The organism is Solwaraspora sp. WMMA2056 (assembly GCF_030345095.1).
In the GTDB taxonomy this organism is placed as follows: Bacteria; Actinomycetota; Actinomycetes; order Mycobacteriales; family Micromonosporaceae; genus Micromonospora_E.
Window position 1 is genome coordinate 5,863,687 of sequence record NZ_CP128360.1, and the last position, 15,040, is coordinate 5,878,726.

Annotated in this window: 14 protein-coding genes and 1 pseudogene; 8 read left to right on the top strand and 7 right to left on the bottom strand. The window is 72.7% G+C overall.

Going from position 1 to position 15,040, the window contains the following annotated elements:
• Both O7608_RS26550 and O7608_RS26555 read left to right on the top strand, forming a co-directional pair.
• The gene (locus O7608_RS26550) at window positions 1-543 is read left to right on the top strand and encodes an ArsR/SmtB family transcription factor (protein ID WP_289207167.1); all 543 of its coding nucleotides are present in this window, start codon (window positions 1-3) and stop codon (window positions 541-543) included.
• A complete protein-coding gene (locus tag O7608_RS26555; protein ID WP_289207168.1) occupies window positions 540-2,060 on the top strand; it encodes a serine hydrolase domain-containing protein in 1,521 nt (506 codons plus the stop codon). Before O7608_RS26550 ends, O7608_RS26555 begins: the two co-directional genes overlap by 4 nt.
• Before the next feature lie 37 nt (window positions 2,061-2,097).
• Here the strand turns inward: O7608_RS26555 and O7608_RS26560 are convergent, their stop codons facing one another.
• Entirely contained in the window at window positions 2,098-2,415 is a 318-nt protein-coding gene (locus tag O7608_RS26560; protein ID WP_289207169.1) for a hypothetical protein, read from the bottom strand.
• A 10-nt stretch (window positions 2,416-2,425) separates the two neighbouring features.
• On the opposite strand from O7608_RS26560, the gene O7608_RS26565 reads away from it, so the two are divergent.
• Window positions 2,426-3,241: an alpha/beta fold hydrolase gene (locus O7608_RS26565; RefSeq protein WP_289207170.1), complete on the top strand. Its 816-nt coding sequence runs from the start codon at window positions 2,426-2,428 to the stop codon at window positions 3,239-3,241.
• Between the two features lie 10 nt (window positions 3,242-3,251).
• Here the strand turns inward: O7608_RS26565 and O7608_RS26570 are convergent, their stop codons facing one another.
• Both O7608_RS26570 and O7608_RS26575 read right to left on the bottom strand, forming a co-directional pair.
• Window positions 3,252-4,091, bottom strand: a complete 840-nt coding sequence (locus O7608_RS26570) for a GNAT family N-acetyltransferase (protein WP_289207171.1) — start codon at window positions 4,089-4,091, stop codon at window positions 3,252-3,254.
• 56 nt (window positions 4,092-4,147) lie between these two features.
• Window positions 4,148-4,345, bottom strand: coding sequence for a substrate-binding domain-containing protein (locus O7608_RS26575; protein ID WP_289207172.1), 198 nt, complete (start codon window positions 4,343-4,345; stop codon window positions 4,148-4,150).
• Window positions 4,346-4,362: 17 nt separating this feature from the next.
• Between O7608_RS26575 and O7608_RS26580 the strand changes: the two genes are divergently transcribed.
• Window positions 4,363-5,556 carry a glycoside hydrolase family 53 protein gene (locus O7608_RS26580; protein ID WP_289207173.1) on the top strand — a complete coding sequence of 398 codons (1,194 nt, stop codon included), beginning with the start codon at window positions 4,363-4,365 and terminating at the stop codon, window positions 5,554-5,556.
• A gap of 39 nt (window positions 5,557-5,595) precedes the next feature.
• Here the strand turns inward: O7608_RS26580 and O7608_RS26585 are convergent, their stop codons facing one another.
• Window positions 5,596-7,020: a hypothetical protein gene (locus O7608_RS26585; RefSeq protein ID WP_289207174.1), complete on the bottom strand. Its 1,425-nt coding sequence runs from the start codon at window positions 7,018-7,020 to the stop codon at window positions 5,596-5,598.
• 137 nt (window positions 7,021-7,157) lie between these two features.
• Between O7608_RS26585 and O7608_RS26590 the strand changes: the two genes are divergently transcribed.
• Window positions 7,158-7,592 (top strand): hypothetical protein, encoded by a 435-nt coding sequence (locus tag O7608_RS26590; protein WP_289207175.1) that lies wholly within the window; start codon window positions 7,158-7,160, stop codon window positions 7,590-7,592.
• Window positions 7,589-11,758 carry a tetratricopeptide repeat protein gene (locus O7608_RS26595; protein WP_289207176.1) on the top strand — a complete coding sequence of 1,390 codons (4,170 nt, stop codon included), beginning with the start codon at window positions 7,589-7,591 and terminating at the stop codon, window positions 11,756-11,758. Before O7608_RS26590 ends, O7608_RS26595 begins: the two co-directional genes overlap by 4 nt.
• Window position 11,759: 1 nt before the next feature.
• Here O7608_RS26595 and O7608_RS26600 read toward each other — a convergent pair.
• Both O7608_RS26600 and O7608_RS26605 read right to left on the bottom strand, forming a co-directional pair.
• Window positions 11,760-11,882 (bottom strand): annotated as a pseudogene (locus O7608_RS26600) (dihydrofolate reductase family protein); the annotation flags it as partial.
• Window positions 11,883-12,070: 188 nt separating this feature from the next.
• Complete coding sequence (locus tag O7608_RS26605; protein WP_289207177.1) at window positions 12,071-12,985, bottom strand: NADP-dependent oxidoreductase; 915 nt, start codon at window positions 12,983-12,985, stop codon at window positions 12,071-12,073.
• Between the two features lie 99 nt (window positions 12,986-13,084).
• On the opposite strand from O7608_RS26605, the gene O7608_RS26610 reads away from it, so the two are divergent.
• Entirely contained in the window at window positions 13,085-13,963 is an 879-nt protein-coding gene (locus O7608_RS26610) for an AraC family transcriptional regulator (RefSeq protein ID WP_289207178.1), read from the top strand.
• Window positions 13,964-13,976: 13 nt separating this feature from the next.
• Window positions 13,977-14,225, top strand: a complete 249-nt coding sequence (locus O7608_RS26615) for an adenylyl-sulfate kinase (protein ID WP_289207179.1) — start codon at window positions 13,977-13,979, stop codon at window positions 14,223-14,225.
• Window positions 14,226-14,357: 132 nt separating this feature from the next.
• On the opposite strand, the gene O7608_RS26620 is transcribed toward O7608_RS26615, so the two are convergent.
• Window positions 14,358-14,816, bottom strand: coding sequence for a DUF5980 family protein (locus tag O7608_RS26620; protein WP_289211045.1), 459 nt, complete (start codon window positions 14,814-14,816; stop codon window positions 14,358-14,360).
• Window positions 14,817-15,040 lie beyond the last annotated feature (224 nt).

Sequence of the window (15,040 nt, forward strand, 5' to 3'; positions counted from 1 at the left end):
ATGAGTGATGAGCTGGCGGAGCGGGTCACCGCGCTCGAGGAGCTGGTGCGAACCCTGGTCGACCGGTGGGATGCCGGGTCGCCGGCCGCCCCCGCTGTCACCACGAGCGGCCCGGACACACCGTCGGGCCCGGACCGGCACCCGTTCTGGGCGCTCGACGGGCTCAAGGCACAGGTCGGCGACACCTCAGGCGCGGTGCTCTACACCGGGACCGTCACCCTGCCCACCGGCGAGCACTACGACTGGCAGTACGGGCACACCGTCGACGACCTGCTCGACACCGACTGGCGCGGGTACGCCGAGACCCTGACCGCGCTCGCCCACCCGGTGCGGCTGCTGCTGATCAGGCAGATCCTGGCCGGCACCCGGACCGTCGCCGCCCTGGCCGAGATCGACGGGCTGGGCACCACCGGCCAGCTCTACCACCACCTGCGGCAGCTCGTCAGTGCCGGCTGGCTGCGCTCGTCGGCCCGGGGGCAGTACGCCGTACCGCCGGAGCGGGTCGTCCCCCTGCTGATCGTCCTGTCTGGAGCATACCGATGAATCCGGTCCGTACCCGCGCCATGGTCGTCGCGACGGTCGTCGCCGTCGTCGGCGGGCTGCTCGCCGCGCTGATCGCCCCCTGGCCGGCCCGTCTGGGCGGCACCGACACCGGTGACGCCGCGCTGGCGGCCGAGGTCCGCGCGGTGATCGACGACCCCGGCGGCTACCGGGGGCTGGCGGTCGCCCGGATCGTCGACGGTCAGGTCCGCACCGCCGGGCTCGGCGACCGGACCACCGGCCTGGCCGGGGCCAGCGGGGAGCCGGTGACCCCGGACACCCCGTTCGAGATCGGTTCGATCGGCAAGACGCTGACCGGAATGGTGCTGGCCGACCAGATCGCCGACGGGCAGGTCGACGCCGACACGACGCTGGCCGAAGCCCTGCCCGATCAGGAATTCGGTGACCCGGCGGTCGGTGAGATCACCCTGGCGGAGCTGGCCAGTCACCGCTCCGGGCTGCCCCGGCTGCCGCCGGTCGGCCTCGCCGAGACACTCACCATGTCGCTGGGGGCGCTGCGCGGCACCGACCCGTACACCGGTCTGGACACCGACCGGATCCGCGAGACGCTGGCCGACGCCGAGGTCGGCGACGGACGCGGCGAGGTGGACTACTCCAACTTCGGCATGGCGCTGCTCGGCATCGCGCTGGCCGAGCAGGCCGACACCAGCTTCCCTGAGCTGGTGCGGCGGGAGATCTTCGACCCGCTCGGGCTGGCCGACACCGGATACGCCCTCGACGGTGCCGCCGTGCCGGACGGCGCAGCGACCGGCGGGATGGCCAGCGGCAAGGCCACCGAACCGTGGCAGGCGTCCGGGCTGGCCGGAGCCGGCATCGGGCCGTGGTCCACGGCGCCAGACCTGGCGACCCTGGTCGCCGCGATGCTCGACGGCAGCGCGCCCGGAGCCGACGCGGCGCAGGCCCGCTTCGACGCGGGCGAGGACAGCCGGATCGGCTACAGCTGGTTCACCACCAGCTACGACGGCCGGGAGATCGTCTGGCACAACGGCGCTACCAGCGGATTCCGCTCGTACGTCGGCTACGACCCGGCCACCGGTGACGCCGTGGTGGTGCTGGGCAACACCGACAAGGGGGTCGAACCGATCGGGTTGTCACTGCTCGGAGTGGCCGTCGACGACGACCCGACCGGTGCCGGGCCGCTGATGATCGGCGTCACCGTTTTGTTGCTGCTGGCCGGGGCGGTCACCCCGGTCCTGGCCGCGCTCGGTGGCCGGCGTCGTTGGCTGCCGGCGGCGGACCGGCTCAAGCTGGTCACCTCGACGCTGACCGCCCTGATCTACCTGCTGATCGTCTACGGCACCGGTGCCTGGCATGACGTGTGGGCCGGCTGGTGGGCGCTCGCCGCCGGACTGGCCGCCGGTGGGGCGGCGACTGGGGCGCTGCGCTGGCGTCAACTGCCGCTGATCGGCTCGGGCCGGCGGTGGCTGCGCTGGACCGGTGCCGCGCTGACCGGCACGGTCGCCGCCCTGCTGCTTGCGCTGGTCGTGCTGTTCAGCTGACAGCCGTCAGAACAGCGCGCCGTTGAACAGCGCAGTCTTACCCGGCCTCGGTGAGCAGTCCGCGCAGGACACTTCCTACGGTCACTTCGAAGAGATCGCGCGGCGCTGACGACGCGGACGACTCGGTAAGGGCAGCGGAGAGGTTCGGAAGCACCGCCATGTCGATCCCGTCGAAGGAGACCGGCGGGCCTGCGGATTCACTGCGCGCGAAGAGCGACACCACGCCGGTCATCATGGCGATCGCCTCGAACTTGGCGGTGGTCGTGGCCGGCACCGGCCGGAGGATCGCCAGGCAGTGGTCGAACCAGGCGAGGCTCTGCGGGCCGAGGGCGGTGGGTCGGGGCAGGATCTCCACCAGGCAACGGGTGCCAGCGGCCGACGGCGCCGAGATCGTGCTCGACTCCACCGGCACCGGGCCGGGCATCGTCGTCGTGCACGGCGGCGGCGTCACCATCGAGATGTACCGACGGCTGGCCAGCCGTTTCACGATGCACCTCTACAACCGCCGAGGGCGGGCCGACGCGGCTGCCCGCGCCGAGCCCTACGACGGCGAACAGGACATCGGCGACCTCGCGACACTGCTGACCCACACCGGAGCCTGCAACGTGATCGGCCACAGTGGCGGCGGCTTCATCGCTCTGCGCGCCGCCGCGCGACGGCTGCCGATCAGCCGGCTCGCCCTCTACGATCCAGCGGTCCAGATCAACGGGCTGAGCCCGGCCGGGTGGCTGCCAGCCGCACAGCAATCGGCGCGCACCGGCGACATCGCCCGCGCCACGGCTCTCACCAGCGCCGGCATCAACACCCACTCGGCCGCGTCGCGCCTGCCACTAGGCCTACAGGTCGCCATCTGCCGACTGTTCATCCGAACCCCCATCGGCCGCACCATGGGAGAACTACTTCCGACCTCACTCGACGAGAGCGCGCTGATCCACCGGCACGACGGCCCGCCGGAGCGGTGGTCCGGCATCGACGCGGAGGTGCTGCTGGCCTACGGCGCTGACGGTCCGCCCTACTACCCGCCCATCATCGAGGCCCTGGCCCGGGTCATGCCTCATGCCCGCACCCTGACGGTGCCGCGCGCCGGTCACGACGCGCTCAACCGCGCCCCGCGACACCTCACCGACGCGCTCGCCGAGTTCTTCACCGCCCCAGTCACCTCGGCGCCCCCCGATGCGTAAAGCTCGCCGATCAGAACAGCACGGTGGCGAAGGTGCCGACGCGGCGGAAGCCGCACCGGTCGTAGACCCGGCGGGCGGCGGTGTTGTAGTCGTTGACGTACAGGCTGACGGTGGGGGCGACCCGGCGCAGCGCGTCGCGGACCACCGCCGCCATCGCCGGCGTGGCCAGCCCCCGGCCGCGCCACAGCGGATCGACCCAGACCCCCTGGACCTGCGCGGTGTGCCGGGTGACGACGGCCAGCTCGGCCTTGAAGACCACGGTGCCGTCGACGATCCGGGCGTACGTGCGTCGGGCCCGGACCAGTTCGGCGACCCGCCGCTGGTAGCCACGCCCGGCGTCGTCGGCGATCGGCGACACCCCGACCTCTTCGGTGTACATGGCCACCGCCGCCGGGAAGAGCAGGTCGATCTCGTCGGTGCGGACCAGCCGTACGCCGGGGTCGGCCGGCACCGCCGGTGGCCGGTCGGCGACCAGCAACGGCTGCTCGGCGCGGACCTCGCGGGCCGGCCCCCACTGCTCGCCCAGCTGCTCCCACAGGCCGAGTACGGCGTCGGCCCGCCCGACGATCGACGAACAGACGCGCTCCTCGATGGCGAGCCGTTCGGCGAAGGCCGCGACCGCCGCCGCAGTGGCGTGTACGGGGCTGAGGTGCCCGCCGAGCCAGCACAGCGACTCGAGTTGCCGCCGTGGGCCGTAGCCGAAGACGCGGCCGTCGGCACGCCACCAGGCCAGTCCGTGCGCGGCGACCCGTTCGGCGACCTGGGGTGCGGCGAAGGGATCGAGGTCGAGGATGCGTTCCACCGCCCCGCGTTCGGTCTCCCCGAGTTGCCGCACCGGCACCGTCAGCACGGCTACCAGCCTGCCAGATCCGCCGCGACGCGGCAGACCCGATCGGCCATCGACGATCAGGCGCTGCCCCGGACCACCAGTTCGGTGGGGAGGATGACGGCGGCGTGGGAGTCGCCGGCCAGGTGGCCGAGGAGCAGCCGGACCATTTCGACACTGATCCGGCCCAGTGGCTGGCGGATGGTGGTCAGCTGCGGCAGCGACGCGGTGGCGACCTCGGAGTCGTCGAAGCCGCCGACGGCGACGTCGCCGGGCACCCGGCGCCGAGGCCCGGGTGGCGATCCCGACTACCGGCACCTGGACGCAGATCTCGGTCTCCACGACGGTGACCAACGGACAGTGCACGGTCAGTTTCGTCTCCAACGCCCGCGCCGGAAACTGGATCAACGTGGACGATGTGGAGTTCACCGGCGGGCCGACCGGCAACCCGGGCGTACCCGGCGGGTTCATGGTCGGCGCCGACTTCTCGACGTTGAAAAAGAACGAGGACCGGGGTGCGGTCTACCGCGACGCCGCCGGCAACCAGCGTGACGCCGTCCAGCTGCTGCGCTCGGCCGGCGTCAACTACGCCCGGTTGAAGGTGTGGGTGAACCCGACCGACGGCTACAACGACAAGTCCCGGGTGCTGGCGATGGCCGCCCGGGCCAAGGCGCAGGGGATGCGGCTGCTGGTCGACTTCCACTACTCCGACACCTGGGCCGACCCGGGCAAGCAGTACAAACCCCGGGCCTGGGCGAACTACAGCGTCACCCAGCTGCGCGACGCCGTCTACAGCCACACGTACGACGTGTTGAACTCGTTGAAGGCGCAGGGCACCACCGCCGACATGGTGCAGGTCGGCAACGAGATCAACGACGGGATGTTGTGGCCGGAGGGCCGCAGCAACAACTGGGCCAACCTGGCGACCTTCCTGACCGCCGGGGCGCAGGCGGTCAAGGCCGTCGACGCGAACACGCGGGTGATGCTGCACCTGGCCGAGGGCGGCAACAACAGCCAGCACCGCTGGTGGTTCGACCAGGCCACCTCGCGCGGCGTGCCGTTCGACGTGATCGGGGTGTCGCACTACCTCTACTGGCACGGCTCGATCACCAGCCTGCGCACCAACCTCAACGACCTGGCGGCGCGCTACCAGCGGCCGGTCGTGGTGGTGGAGACCGCGTACGGGTTCACCACCGCGCAGAATGATCACGAGCCGAACATCTTCAACGCCTCGCTCGCCTCGGCCGGCGGCTACCCGGCCACTGCGCAGGGCCAGGCCGATGCGCTGCGCGCGGTCTTCGACGCGGTCAAGGCGGTGCCGAACGGACGCGGCCTCGGTGTCTTCTACTGGGAGCCGACCTGGACGGCGGTCTCCGGCTCCGGCTGGGATCCGGACGACCCGTCGTCGGGCAACGGCTGGGAGAACCAGGCGGTGTTCGGCTACTCCGGTCGGGCCCTGCCGGCGCTGGCCGTCTTCGGCCAGGTCTGACCCGCCGGACAGCGGTGTGACCCGGGGGCCGGGCCCGGGTCAGCCGGCCAGGGCCACTGCGCCGAGCGCGACGAGCAGCGCCACGATCTGGCAGCCGCCGATGGCCAGAAAGGTGAACCCAGGCTGGCCGAGCCGGCCGCTGTCGACCCGCAGCAGCCTGGCGAGTGGTCCGTCCCGGTCGGTGCCGAACCTCGCCACCGACGAACCGAGGATCAACGCGAACAGCGCCGCCCCGAACCCCGGGTGAAGCAGCTCCAGCTCCGGACCGACGGCGTCGACGGAAGCCTGATCGGCCGCGCCGTCGGTCTCGGCGAGCATGACGGTCAGCCCGCAGGTGAGGACGGCGAGCGCGGCGAAACACACCCGGACGGTGACCCGGCTGACGTCGCCCAACAGGTAGGCGGTGACCATCACCAGCATCGGCACGCCGATGATCGCCCAACCGAGCGCCGCCAGGACGACGGGCCGGCAGCCGGTGTCGGAGCAACCGACGTCGAGCAGACCGACGAGCAGCGCCTCGCGCCGGATGATCCCGACGACCAACGCCCCGACGATGAGCGCGGCGAAGACGACCAGCTCCCAGCGGCCCAGATCCGCCCACGCGTGTCGGGCCGACCGCGACGACAGGATGGCCCAGATCCCGTCTTCGTCGGTGCCGTGCTGGTCGGGTCGTCGACGCCCGGGGCTGCTGTGGCGGCCTGCGGGCGGCTCCGTGCGGACCGCGCGCCAGCCGAGACCGACACCGACGATCGCCAGCATCGCCGCCAACGCATACCACGGGCTGGCGTCGTACGGCTCGGCGACCAGCTGACGCAGCCCGCGGTCATCGACGGCGATCCGGGTGGTCGAGCCCACCGGAAAGTCGTCGGCGTCGTATACCTCGACGAAGATCGACGGCCGGTCGCCGGGCAGGTCGAGCTCGATCTCGCTCGAGCTGACGTGCGACCGTACGGTCGCCGCCAGGATCTGGGCGGCGCGCTGCTGCGCGTCGGCCCGCTCCTGGCGTTCGACGCTGAAGGCCACGCACGCCAGGGCCGCACCGATCAGCACGACGACGAAGAAGACCGCCGACGGCGCCGGCCGACGCCAGCCCGCCTGGCTCGGCCGCCGTGCTGCCCTGGTCAGCCACGCGTAGCCGGCGGCGAGACCGACGAGCAGCAGGTAACCCCAGAGCGCGGCGTCCTCGTCCGGTCTGGACAGGTCGTACGCGAACAGCGCCGCCGGGCCGGCGAACGCCAGTGCCGAGGCGAACTCCAGCTGGATCCAGTGCAGCAGCGGCAGCACCGTGAGCATCCCGAGCAGCAGGTTCGCGGACGGGTCCGGGCCGCACGGCGACGCCTCGCTGCAGGGCACGTCCGGCACGGCGACGATGACCACGGCGAAGATCGCGGCGGCGGTGGCCGGCAGCAGCCAGCGTTCGTTGCCCGGCCGCAGCAGCCGGCGGAGGGGTCGCGCCTCGGCCACGCCGCGACAGTACGCATCCTGGTCAACGGTCGACGACCGCAGCTGGGCTGGCGGTGATCCGACAGTGCGCTGGCGCGGACCCGGTCAGGGCCGGACACTGTCGACTACTCTGGACCGTGACGCCGCTGGAGGCCCTCATGTCGCGACGACGGGCACAGCTCACCGCTGCTGTCTCCGCGATCGTCGGCGTGCTCTCCGGGGTGCTCGGCAACCTCGCCACCGACCGGCCCGGACTGCTGGTGCTGATCGGGCTCGGCGCGGCCGGGCTCGCCGCCGCAGTGCTCGCCGCGCTGCTCACCGGCCAGGAGCGGGCCGACCCGTCACCGCCACCGCCCAGCGGTCCGCAGGCGCGTCACGTCCAGCGCGCCGACGGCGGCCGGATCGACGGCTCCCACATCGACGTCGACCCGGACACCGGCGCGGCCACCCGCCAGGAGGCACGCGGTGGTGGCGTGATCTCCGGCAGCTCGATCGTGGTCCGCCGGCACCCCGCCAGCGGGTCGGCCGCAGGTGGTCCGACGCCGGGCGGGCCAGCGGCCGACGGGACCGACGATCCGGTCGCCCCCAAGTGACCGGCCCGAACGCAACGACCGGCCAGACCGACCCGTTCGTCGACCGCGAATCGGCGCTCGCCGCGTTCGACCAGTTCACCGCCGGTGCGCCCGAACGGGTGCTGGTCTACTCCGGAATGTCCGGGCAGGGCAAGTCGCGGCTGCTGGCCGAGCTGGGCCGGCGGCTGGCGTCCGGCCGGGCCGGGACGGTGGACCTCGACCGCCTGGTGGAGACCGCCCCGGGCGGCCACGCCGACGTCGCATTCGCGACGACCGACGCGGTCGCCCGGATCTGCGCCGGCTGGACCGGCGCCCGGCTACGCCGCTACCAGCAGGCCCGCCGCGCCGCCGAGGCGGCTCTCGCGGCCGCGTACGCCGAGGTGCCGACCGTCACGGTCAGCGCCACCGACGGGGCGGTCGTGCAGGACGTGTCGATCACGGTGGTCACCGACCCGGCCGCGCTGCGCGCCGCCGGCGTACGGGCCCACCAGCGCACCCTCATCGCCGAGGCCCTCGCCGACGAGCTGCGCGGCGCCGACCTGACCGGCCGGGTGCTGTTCGTCGACACCGTGGAACGGCTGCCGTACCTCGACGAGGTCGCCGGCCCCGACGACGAGGCCCGGGGTGCCCGGCAGACCTCCTGGTTCCTCGGTGAGCTGCTCCCCCGACTGCTCGACGCCGCACCGGATCTGCGGATCGTGCTCGCCGGCCGGGAACCACCGGCCGCCGGCCCACCGATGGTCCACATCGCGCTGACCGAATGGGAGCCCGTACACACCGCCCAGTTCCTCGCCACCCGGGGCATCACCGATCCGACGCTGGTCGAGGCGGTGCACCGTACCTGTGCGGGGTTGCCCGGCTGGACCGACCTGGCCGCAGCGGCGATCGACACCGCTCGGGGGTCCGGGCCCGGGTTGACCGCCGACGAGATCGCCCGCCGTGCCGCCGGCCAGCCGGTCGAACGGTGGCTGCCGGAGGTGTTCCTGGACCGGCTGGCGGCACCCTGGCACGCGGTGGTGACCGCCGCCGCCGTACCCCGGGTGCTGAGCCGGGCGGCCGTCGCCGCCCTGCTCGATCCGGCACCGGCCGACGACACCTGGTTCCACCAGCTCGGCCGCTACACCTTCGTCCGGCTCGGCACCGACACCGACGGCTCCACCGTGGCCACTCTGCATCCGCTGGTCCGCATCGCGCTGCTGGACAGCCTGCGGCGCAACGACCCCGGCCGGCTGCGTGAGCTGCACCTGCGGGCCCGCGCCTACTTCGCCGGGCTGGGCGAGGCCACCGAGGAGCTGTACCACGCGCTGGCCCTCGGCAGCGGCCTGGCCGGCACGTTCTGGCGGCAGCGCTTCGACCAGGCGATCGCGACCCTGCAGACCGCCACCGCCCGGACCCTGATCGACCTGGTCCTCGCCCCGGAGCAGCGGGCCGGCCTGCTCGTCGCGGATCCGCGACTGGCTGTCGACGCCGAGGTGGGCGCCGCCGTCGTGTCCCGGCTGACCAACCGGCACGACGACGCGCAGCGGCACCTGGCGCAGGCGCAGCACCTGGCCGGGCGGTCCGGTTACCGCGCGGCGCTCTCCACCATCGCCCAGGAGCGGGCTCGGCTGGCGTTGTGGGGCAGCCAGGTGGCCGACGGCATCGACGAGGCCCGGATCGCCCTGTCGATCGCCACCGACCTCGGCCGCGACGGTGACCAGGGTCAGGCACACGACCTGCTCGGCGACCTGTCCATGCGCTCCGGTGACCTGGCCACCGCCCGGCAGCACTTCGCCGCCGCGATCGCCGCGTTCGAACAGTCCGGATCCCCGGAGGGGAAGGCCAACTCGCTGCTGTCCCTGGGCAACCTCGAACTGCGCGACGGCGACCCGGTCGCGGCCCGGCGCAGCCTGGACACCGCGCTGACGCTGTACGTCGCCGCCGGTCGGCGACGGGGTCAGGCCGACGTGCATCTCTCGCTCGGTCTGCTGGACCGCATGAGCGAGGATCCGACGAACGCCCGCACCCACTACCTCACCGCCGAACGCCTCTACCTGGCCGTCGACGACGAGATGGGCGCGGCGAACTGCCGCTACCGGCTCGGTGAGCTGGCCGTCGACGCCGGCGACCTGGCGCAGGCCGAGCAGTACTTCACCCACGCCGAGCAGGTCTTCACCGCTCACGGTGACCGACTCGGAGTGGCCAACACGCAACGCGGGTTGGGCGGCAGCGCCCTGCACCGCAAGGACTACGGTCTCGCCCAGCAGCGGCTGCGGCGGGCGGCGGAGATCTACGACGAGATCGACTCGGCGTACGGCCGGGCGATGGTCAACTACCTGCTCGGTGAGGTCGCCGTCGGCGTCGGTGACCTGCTCGACGCCGGCCGGCTGCTGGCGATCAGCCTCGCCACCGTCGAACAGGTCGGCGACGTGTCACTACGCGGGCAGATCCAGCTCCGGCTCGGCCTGGTCGCGGTGGTGACCGGTGACCCCACCCGCGGCGCGGAGCTGATCCGGCAGGCCCTGGCCGATTTCCGCCAGGCCGGCCTGCCCGGCGCGGCCGCCTCCGCCGAGCAGGCGTTGGCAAAGATCGACCAGGACCGGGGTCAGGTGCTGGCCCGGCTCGACGCGCTGGCACCGGCGCCCCGGCTGCTGCTCGACCTGATCAGCCTGGTCGCCGCCGACGACCGCTGGTCGTTCGTTGTCGAGGCGGTCTGGCCGGTGCTGTGGCAGGCGGTGCACCCCTCGTCGGGTGCGGCGGTGCCCGACTTCGCCGCCGCCCTCGCCGCGCTGACCCGCGCCGGGCTGGTGACGACACAACGCACAATCACCCCGGACGCCGGGCCGGTGACCCGCTACGGCTTCCCCGACGATGCCGTACGGGTGATGGTGCGCGACGCCGCCGACGCCGACCGGACCCGTACGGTCAACGAACTGCTCGCGGTGGCCTGGTTCCAGCGGTTCGAGGCCGAACGGGCCACGCCGACGCCGACCACCGTACGGGCCGGGGTCGGCGCCGCCGTCTACACCGCCGAACTCGGCGATCTCGACACGGCCTGGCAGGTGATGGAGGCGACGCTGCAGGTCGCCCAGGTCACCGACCAGGTGGCGGCGATGCTGCCGATGCTGCGGGAGATCGCGATGCGCAGCGGCGACCGGCAGCGGTTCGCCCAGTATCTGCTGGCCACCAGCGACGACACCGGCGAGTTGACCGGGCTGCTCGACCAGGCCCGCGCCGACGGCCACGACGAACTGGCCACCGCGATCGCCGCCGGCATCCACGACCGGCTGCTCGCCGAGCACCAGCCGGCGCGGGCACTCGACCTGGCCGACCAGGAGCTGCGTACGGCGACCGGCGAGCAGCGGGCACGCTGGCTGCGCCGCCGCCTCGCTGCCCTGTACGACCTGGGCCGTCACCGCGACATCCTCGCCGGCCTGGACGACGCGCTCACCGCCGCCGCCGAGGCTGGTGCCGACCTGGACACGCGGGCCGCCGCCGACCGGGACGAGTTGGCGCGGTTGCAGGTCGCGATGCTGCACCACGGGGTCGGCGCGGCAAAGGCCACCGCCGAGTGGGAGCTGGCGTTGTCGCTCAACGACCGCATTCTGCACCAGCTCGCCGCCATCGGTGCCAGCCCGGCGGAGCGGGCGTACTACCGGTTCAGCGGCTACGCGGCGCTGCTGGAGCTGGGCCTGTGGCAGGACTGCGAACGGGTGCTCGCCGACAGCGAACGCGCCTTCCGGGCCGCCGACGACACCACGATGGTGGCGGCGGTGCTCAGCGCCCGCGCGATCCTGGCGAGCCGTCGAGGGGAGCCGTTCCTGGCGCTGGAGTTCGACCGCGAGGCGCTGGCGACCGCGTACGCCGTCGGTGACCTGGGCACCGTCAGCCAGGTGCACGCCAACTACGCCAACCATCTGGCCCAGGCGGGCGGTGCACCGGCCGAGCGCGTCGCCCACCGGCTGGCCTCGGCGCTGCTCTACCGGCTCGTCGGCAACGCGCCGATGGTCGAGCGGACCTTGGCCGGGCTGGCGGCGGAGCCACGCCGTACCGGCCTTCGGTCGACGCTGCCCCGGTCCCTGGCGGAGCTGGCGCAGCGGGTGGCGGTGGTGCCCGGCGTCGACCTGGTGGGGATGCTGTCCGCACTCGGCGCGGACGCGGTCGCGGTCAACGACGCCTTCGACCGGTTGATGGTCGCGGCCCGGTGATTCAGCACGCGCGGCGGTAGTGCAGGACCACCGCGCCGTTGCGCAGCGGCCCCGCCGAGAGCAGTTCGAACTGGCGGGTGCCGGACAGCCCACCCTGGTACAGCGTCGGGCCGTGACCGGAGAGGCCAACGGCGCTGCGGTGGCGGGGTTGTCGTCTTTGCCGCCACAGCAGGTATCCGTCGGCTCAGTGCGGTGGTCGGGGGATGGTCGCGGTGGTGAGCTCGCCGCACCGGGGGCACCAGCGCAGCGGGTCCTCGAAGTAGGACGATGCTCGCCCTCCTCGAATAGCTCGACCGGGTTCGCCGCCACAGTTCACGGAGTCAAGATGATCTTTCCCCGATTGCCGCCGGCTTCGGCGATCCGGTGCACCTCGGCGAGGTCAGTCAACGGGTAGCTGGCGGAGATGTCCACTGTGACTGCCCCGGTGTCGACCAGCCGGACCAGGGCGGCGAGCTGACCGGTGTCGTTACGGGCCACGAAGTGCTTCGCGGTCACCGCCGCACCGGCCGGTGCGGTGACGGGGACGGTCACTGAGACGACGACGCCGCCGGGCCGGGCCAGGGGCAGCAACGCCGCGTTTTGTGCCGCATCGGCCACGACCAGGTTGAGGATCACGTCGACCGGCTCGTCCACCGCGTCGGCGAGCGACGTGGTCAGGTAGTCGACGACCTGATCGGCACCGAGCCGGCGTACCGCCCCGGCGCTGCGTGGGCTCGCGGTGGCGATCACGTACGCACCGGCGTGCCTGGCCAGTTGGACGGCGAACCCACCGACGCCACCGCCCGCGCCGACGACCAGCACCCGTTGCCCGGCGGCGACGTCGGCGTGCTCGAACACCGCCTGCCAGGCGGTCAACCCGGCGATCGGCAGCGCGGCGGCGTGGGCCAGCGGAATGCTGGCCGGCGCGGCGACCAGTGTGCCGACCGGCGCGACGCCGTGGTCTGCCGCCGCGCCGCCCCCGTCGAGACGGCCCACGACCTGGTCGCCGACAGCGACGTCGCGGACATCCGCGCCGACCTCGGTCACCGTGCCGGAGACCTCACCGCCCAGGGTGTACGGCAGGTCGAGCGGGAAGATCGACCGCAGCAGTCCACGGCGCAATCCGATGTCGGACGGGTTGAACGAAGTCGCGGCGACCCGGATCAGCACCTCACCGGCACCGGGCACCGGCCTGGGGATGTCGTCGTCGCAGATCACCGAAGGGTCGCCGTACCGGTGAATTCGCATCGCTCGCACACCTCGAACCTATTGGCGCGCGACGGACCGGACCATGTGTACGACGCCGCGGTTCATCCGCGATCGTCCCGGCCCGGATACCGTCGCCGGGTGGACGTGCTCAGCGATGTGATGGCGGTGGTCCGGACCGGGCAGCCGCGTTCGGCGCGGCATCAGTGGCGGTCGCCGTGGGCGCAGCGGTTCGCGCCGGTGCCGGGCTCGATCGGCTTTCACCTCATTCTGCGGGGTCCGTGCCGGCTGACTCTGGACGGTGCCGCGCCGATCGCGTTGGCCGCCGGCGACATCGTGCTCCGGCCCCGTGGGGGTGGGCACACACTGGCCAGCGGTCCGGGGGAGGATTCGACCACGGCCAGCGTCTGCGGGGCGTACCAGCTCGACGCCGGCCATGCACTTGCGTTGCTGGACGACCTGCCGGAGCTCATTCACCTCCCCGGGCACCTCGACCGGCACCCGCAACTGTGGTCGGCGGCGGAGCTGCTCGCTACCGAGTTGGACCGCCCCCGGCCCGGTACGGCGGCCATCGTCCCCGCCCTACTGGACATCCTGCTGCTACACATGTTGCGGACCTGGCTCGATCAGCAGTCAGCCGGCGGCGTGGCCAACGGCTGGGCGGCGGCGCTGCGCGACCCGCCGATCGCCGGTGCGTTGCGTGCGATGCACCGCGACCTTGCCCGATCGTGGACGGTCGCCGCGTTGGCCGCCGAGGCCGGGCTGTCCCGGACAGAATTCGCCCGCCGCTTCGCTCTACTGTTGGGTCGACCGCCGCTGGCCTACCTGACCTGGTGGCGGATGACGACAGCCGGGCGGCTGCTGCTGCAGTCCGACGCGCCGCTGCGGGTCATCGCCGCCGAGGTCGGGTACCGGTCGGAGTTCGCCTTCGCCAGCGCGTTCAAACGCCACTTCGGGATCGCCCCGGGTGCGCACCGCCGTGGTGGGAACCCCGTTGCCCGATCAGGTTCGGACCGCTGACGATGGTCCGGTCATGGCACATCTGGTGATCCTCACCGGCCCGATCGCGGCCGGCAAGAACACCGTAGCGGAGCTGCTCGCCGACCTGCTGACCGACGCCGGGCGTACCGTCGTGGTCGTCGACGTCGACGAGGTCGCCGCCATGGTCCGCCGGCCCGGCGCGGGCGCGGGCGGATTGTGGTTCGCCGCGCACGAGGCACACGGCGCGCGGGCTGTCGCGCGATCCGGGGTTTCACCACCGGGCGCACCACCGGTTCCGTGAGCACCTGCCGACGATCCCCGCAGACCGGGTGTTCGACTCGGACCGGCTGGACGCGAGCCGGTTCGCGACCGCGATCGCCGAGTCGCTGCCCGCCCGGTGAGTCACCAGCCGTGGCGGGCAGCGGATGTCGGCTCAGCAGCCCCAGCGCTCCTGCGCCCGGATCAGGATCGGCATGGTCTGGGTACTCGACCCGTCGGTCACCGTCATCACGGCCGGGTAGTCGCCGTAGTCCAGTGCCGGCACGTTCACGCTGACCCAGGCGGTACCGATGTACCGGTCACCGTTGTCTCTCGGCGCGATCGGCGGGTGCGGCAGGCTGGTGACGGTGCCCTCGGGCAGCCCCTGCACGTCGACCTGCAGCGGCGTGGACCAGCTGCCAGCGATGAAGCCGACGAAGTACGTCCAGAACGGAGCGTTCGCCGGGAAGCATGCCTTCTGCTGGTAGTCCGACAGATCCCAGGTCGCCTCGGCCGCAGCCGTGGCGGACCCCGGTGCGGTGGTGTCGGCGGGTGCTGCGGCCGCCGGGCTGGCGGTCGCCATCAGCGCCAGCCCGGTCGCCACGGCGAGCATCAGTCGGACGGTACGGGACATCGATCTCACGACGAGCCTCCTTCGGTCCTCTACCGACGGGCAGCCTCCGACCCCAGGACCCGGTGTTTCATCCGGGACGCCGCCCCTTGTTAACGGAGTATTACCACCAAGGCGATCGACCACCAGGAATCTCTCGGGGATCACCCACCTGTCCGTGGTCGACCAACGCCCGGCCGGCGACAGGACTGCGCTCCGTCAGGTGCACGGCGACCCGGCTGGGCGTT

Excerpts from the sequence above, each read along its gene's own strand:
- O7608_RS26615 (WP_289207179.1), top strand. The coding sequence starts at position 13,977 with ATGGCACATCTGGTGATCCTCACCGGCCCGATCGCGGCCGGCAAGAAC.
- O7608_RS26590 (WP_289207175.1), top strand. The coding sequence starts at position 7,158 with ATGTCGCGACGACGGGCACAGCTCACCGCTGCTGTCTCCGCGATCGTC.
- O7608_RS26605 (WP_289207177.1), bottom strand. The coding sequence starts at position 12,985 with ATGCGAATTCACCGGTACGGCGACCCTTCGGTGATCTGCGACGACGAC.
- O7608_RS26550 (WP_289207167.1), top strand. The coding sequence starts at position 1 with ATGAGTGATGAGCTGGCGGAGCGGGTCACCGCGCTCGAGGAGCTGGTG.
- O7608_RS26555 (WP_289207168.1), top strand. The coding sequence starts at position 540 with ATGAATCCGGTCCGTACCCGCGCCATGGTCGTCGCGACGGTCGTCGCC.
- O7608_RS26620 (WP_289211045.1), bottom strand. The coding sequence starts at position 14,816 with ATGTCCCGTACCGTCCGACTGATGCTCGCCGTGGCGACCGGGCTGGCG.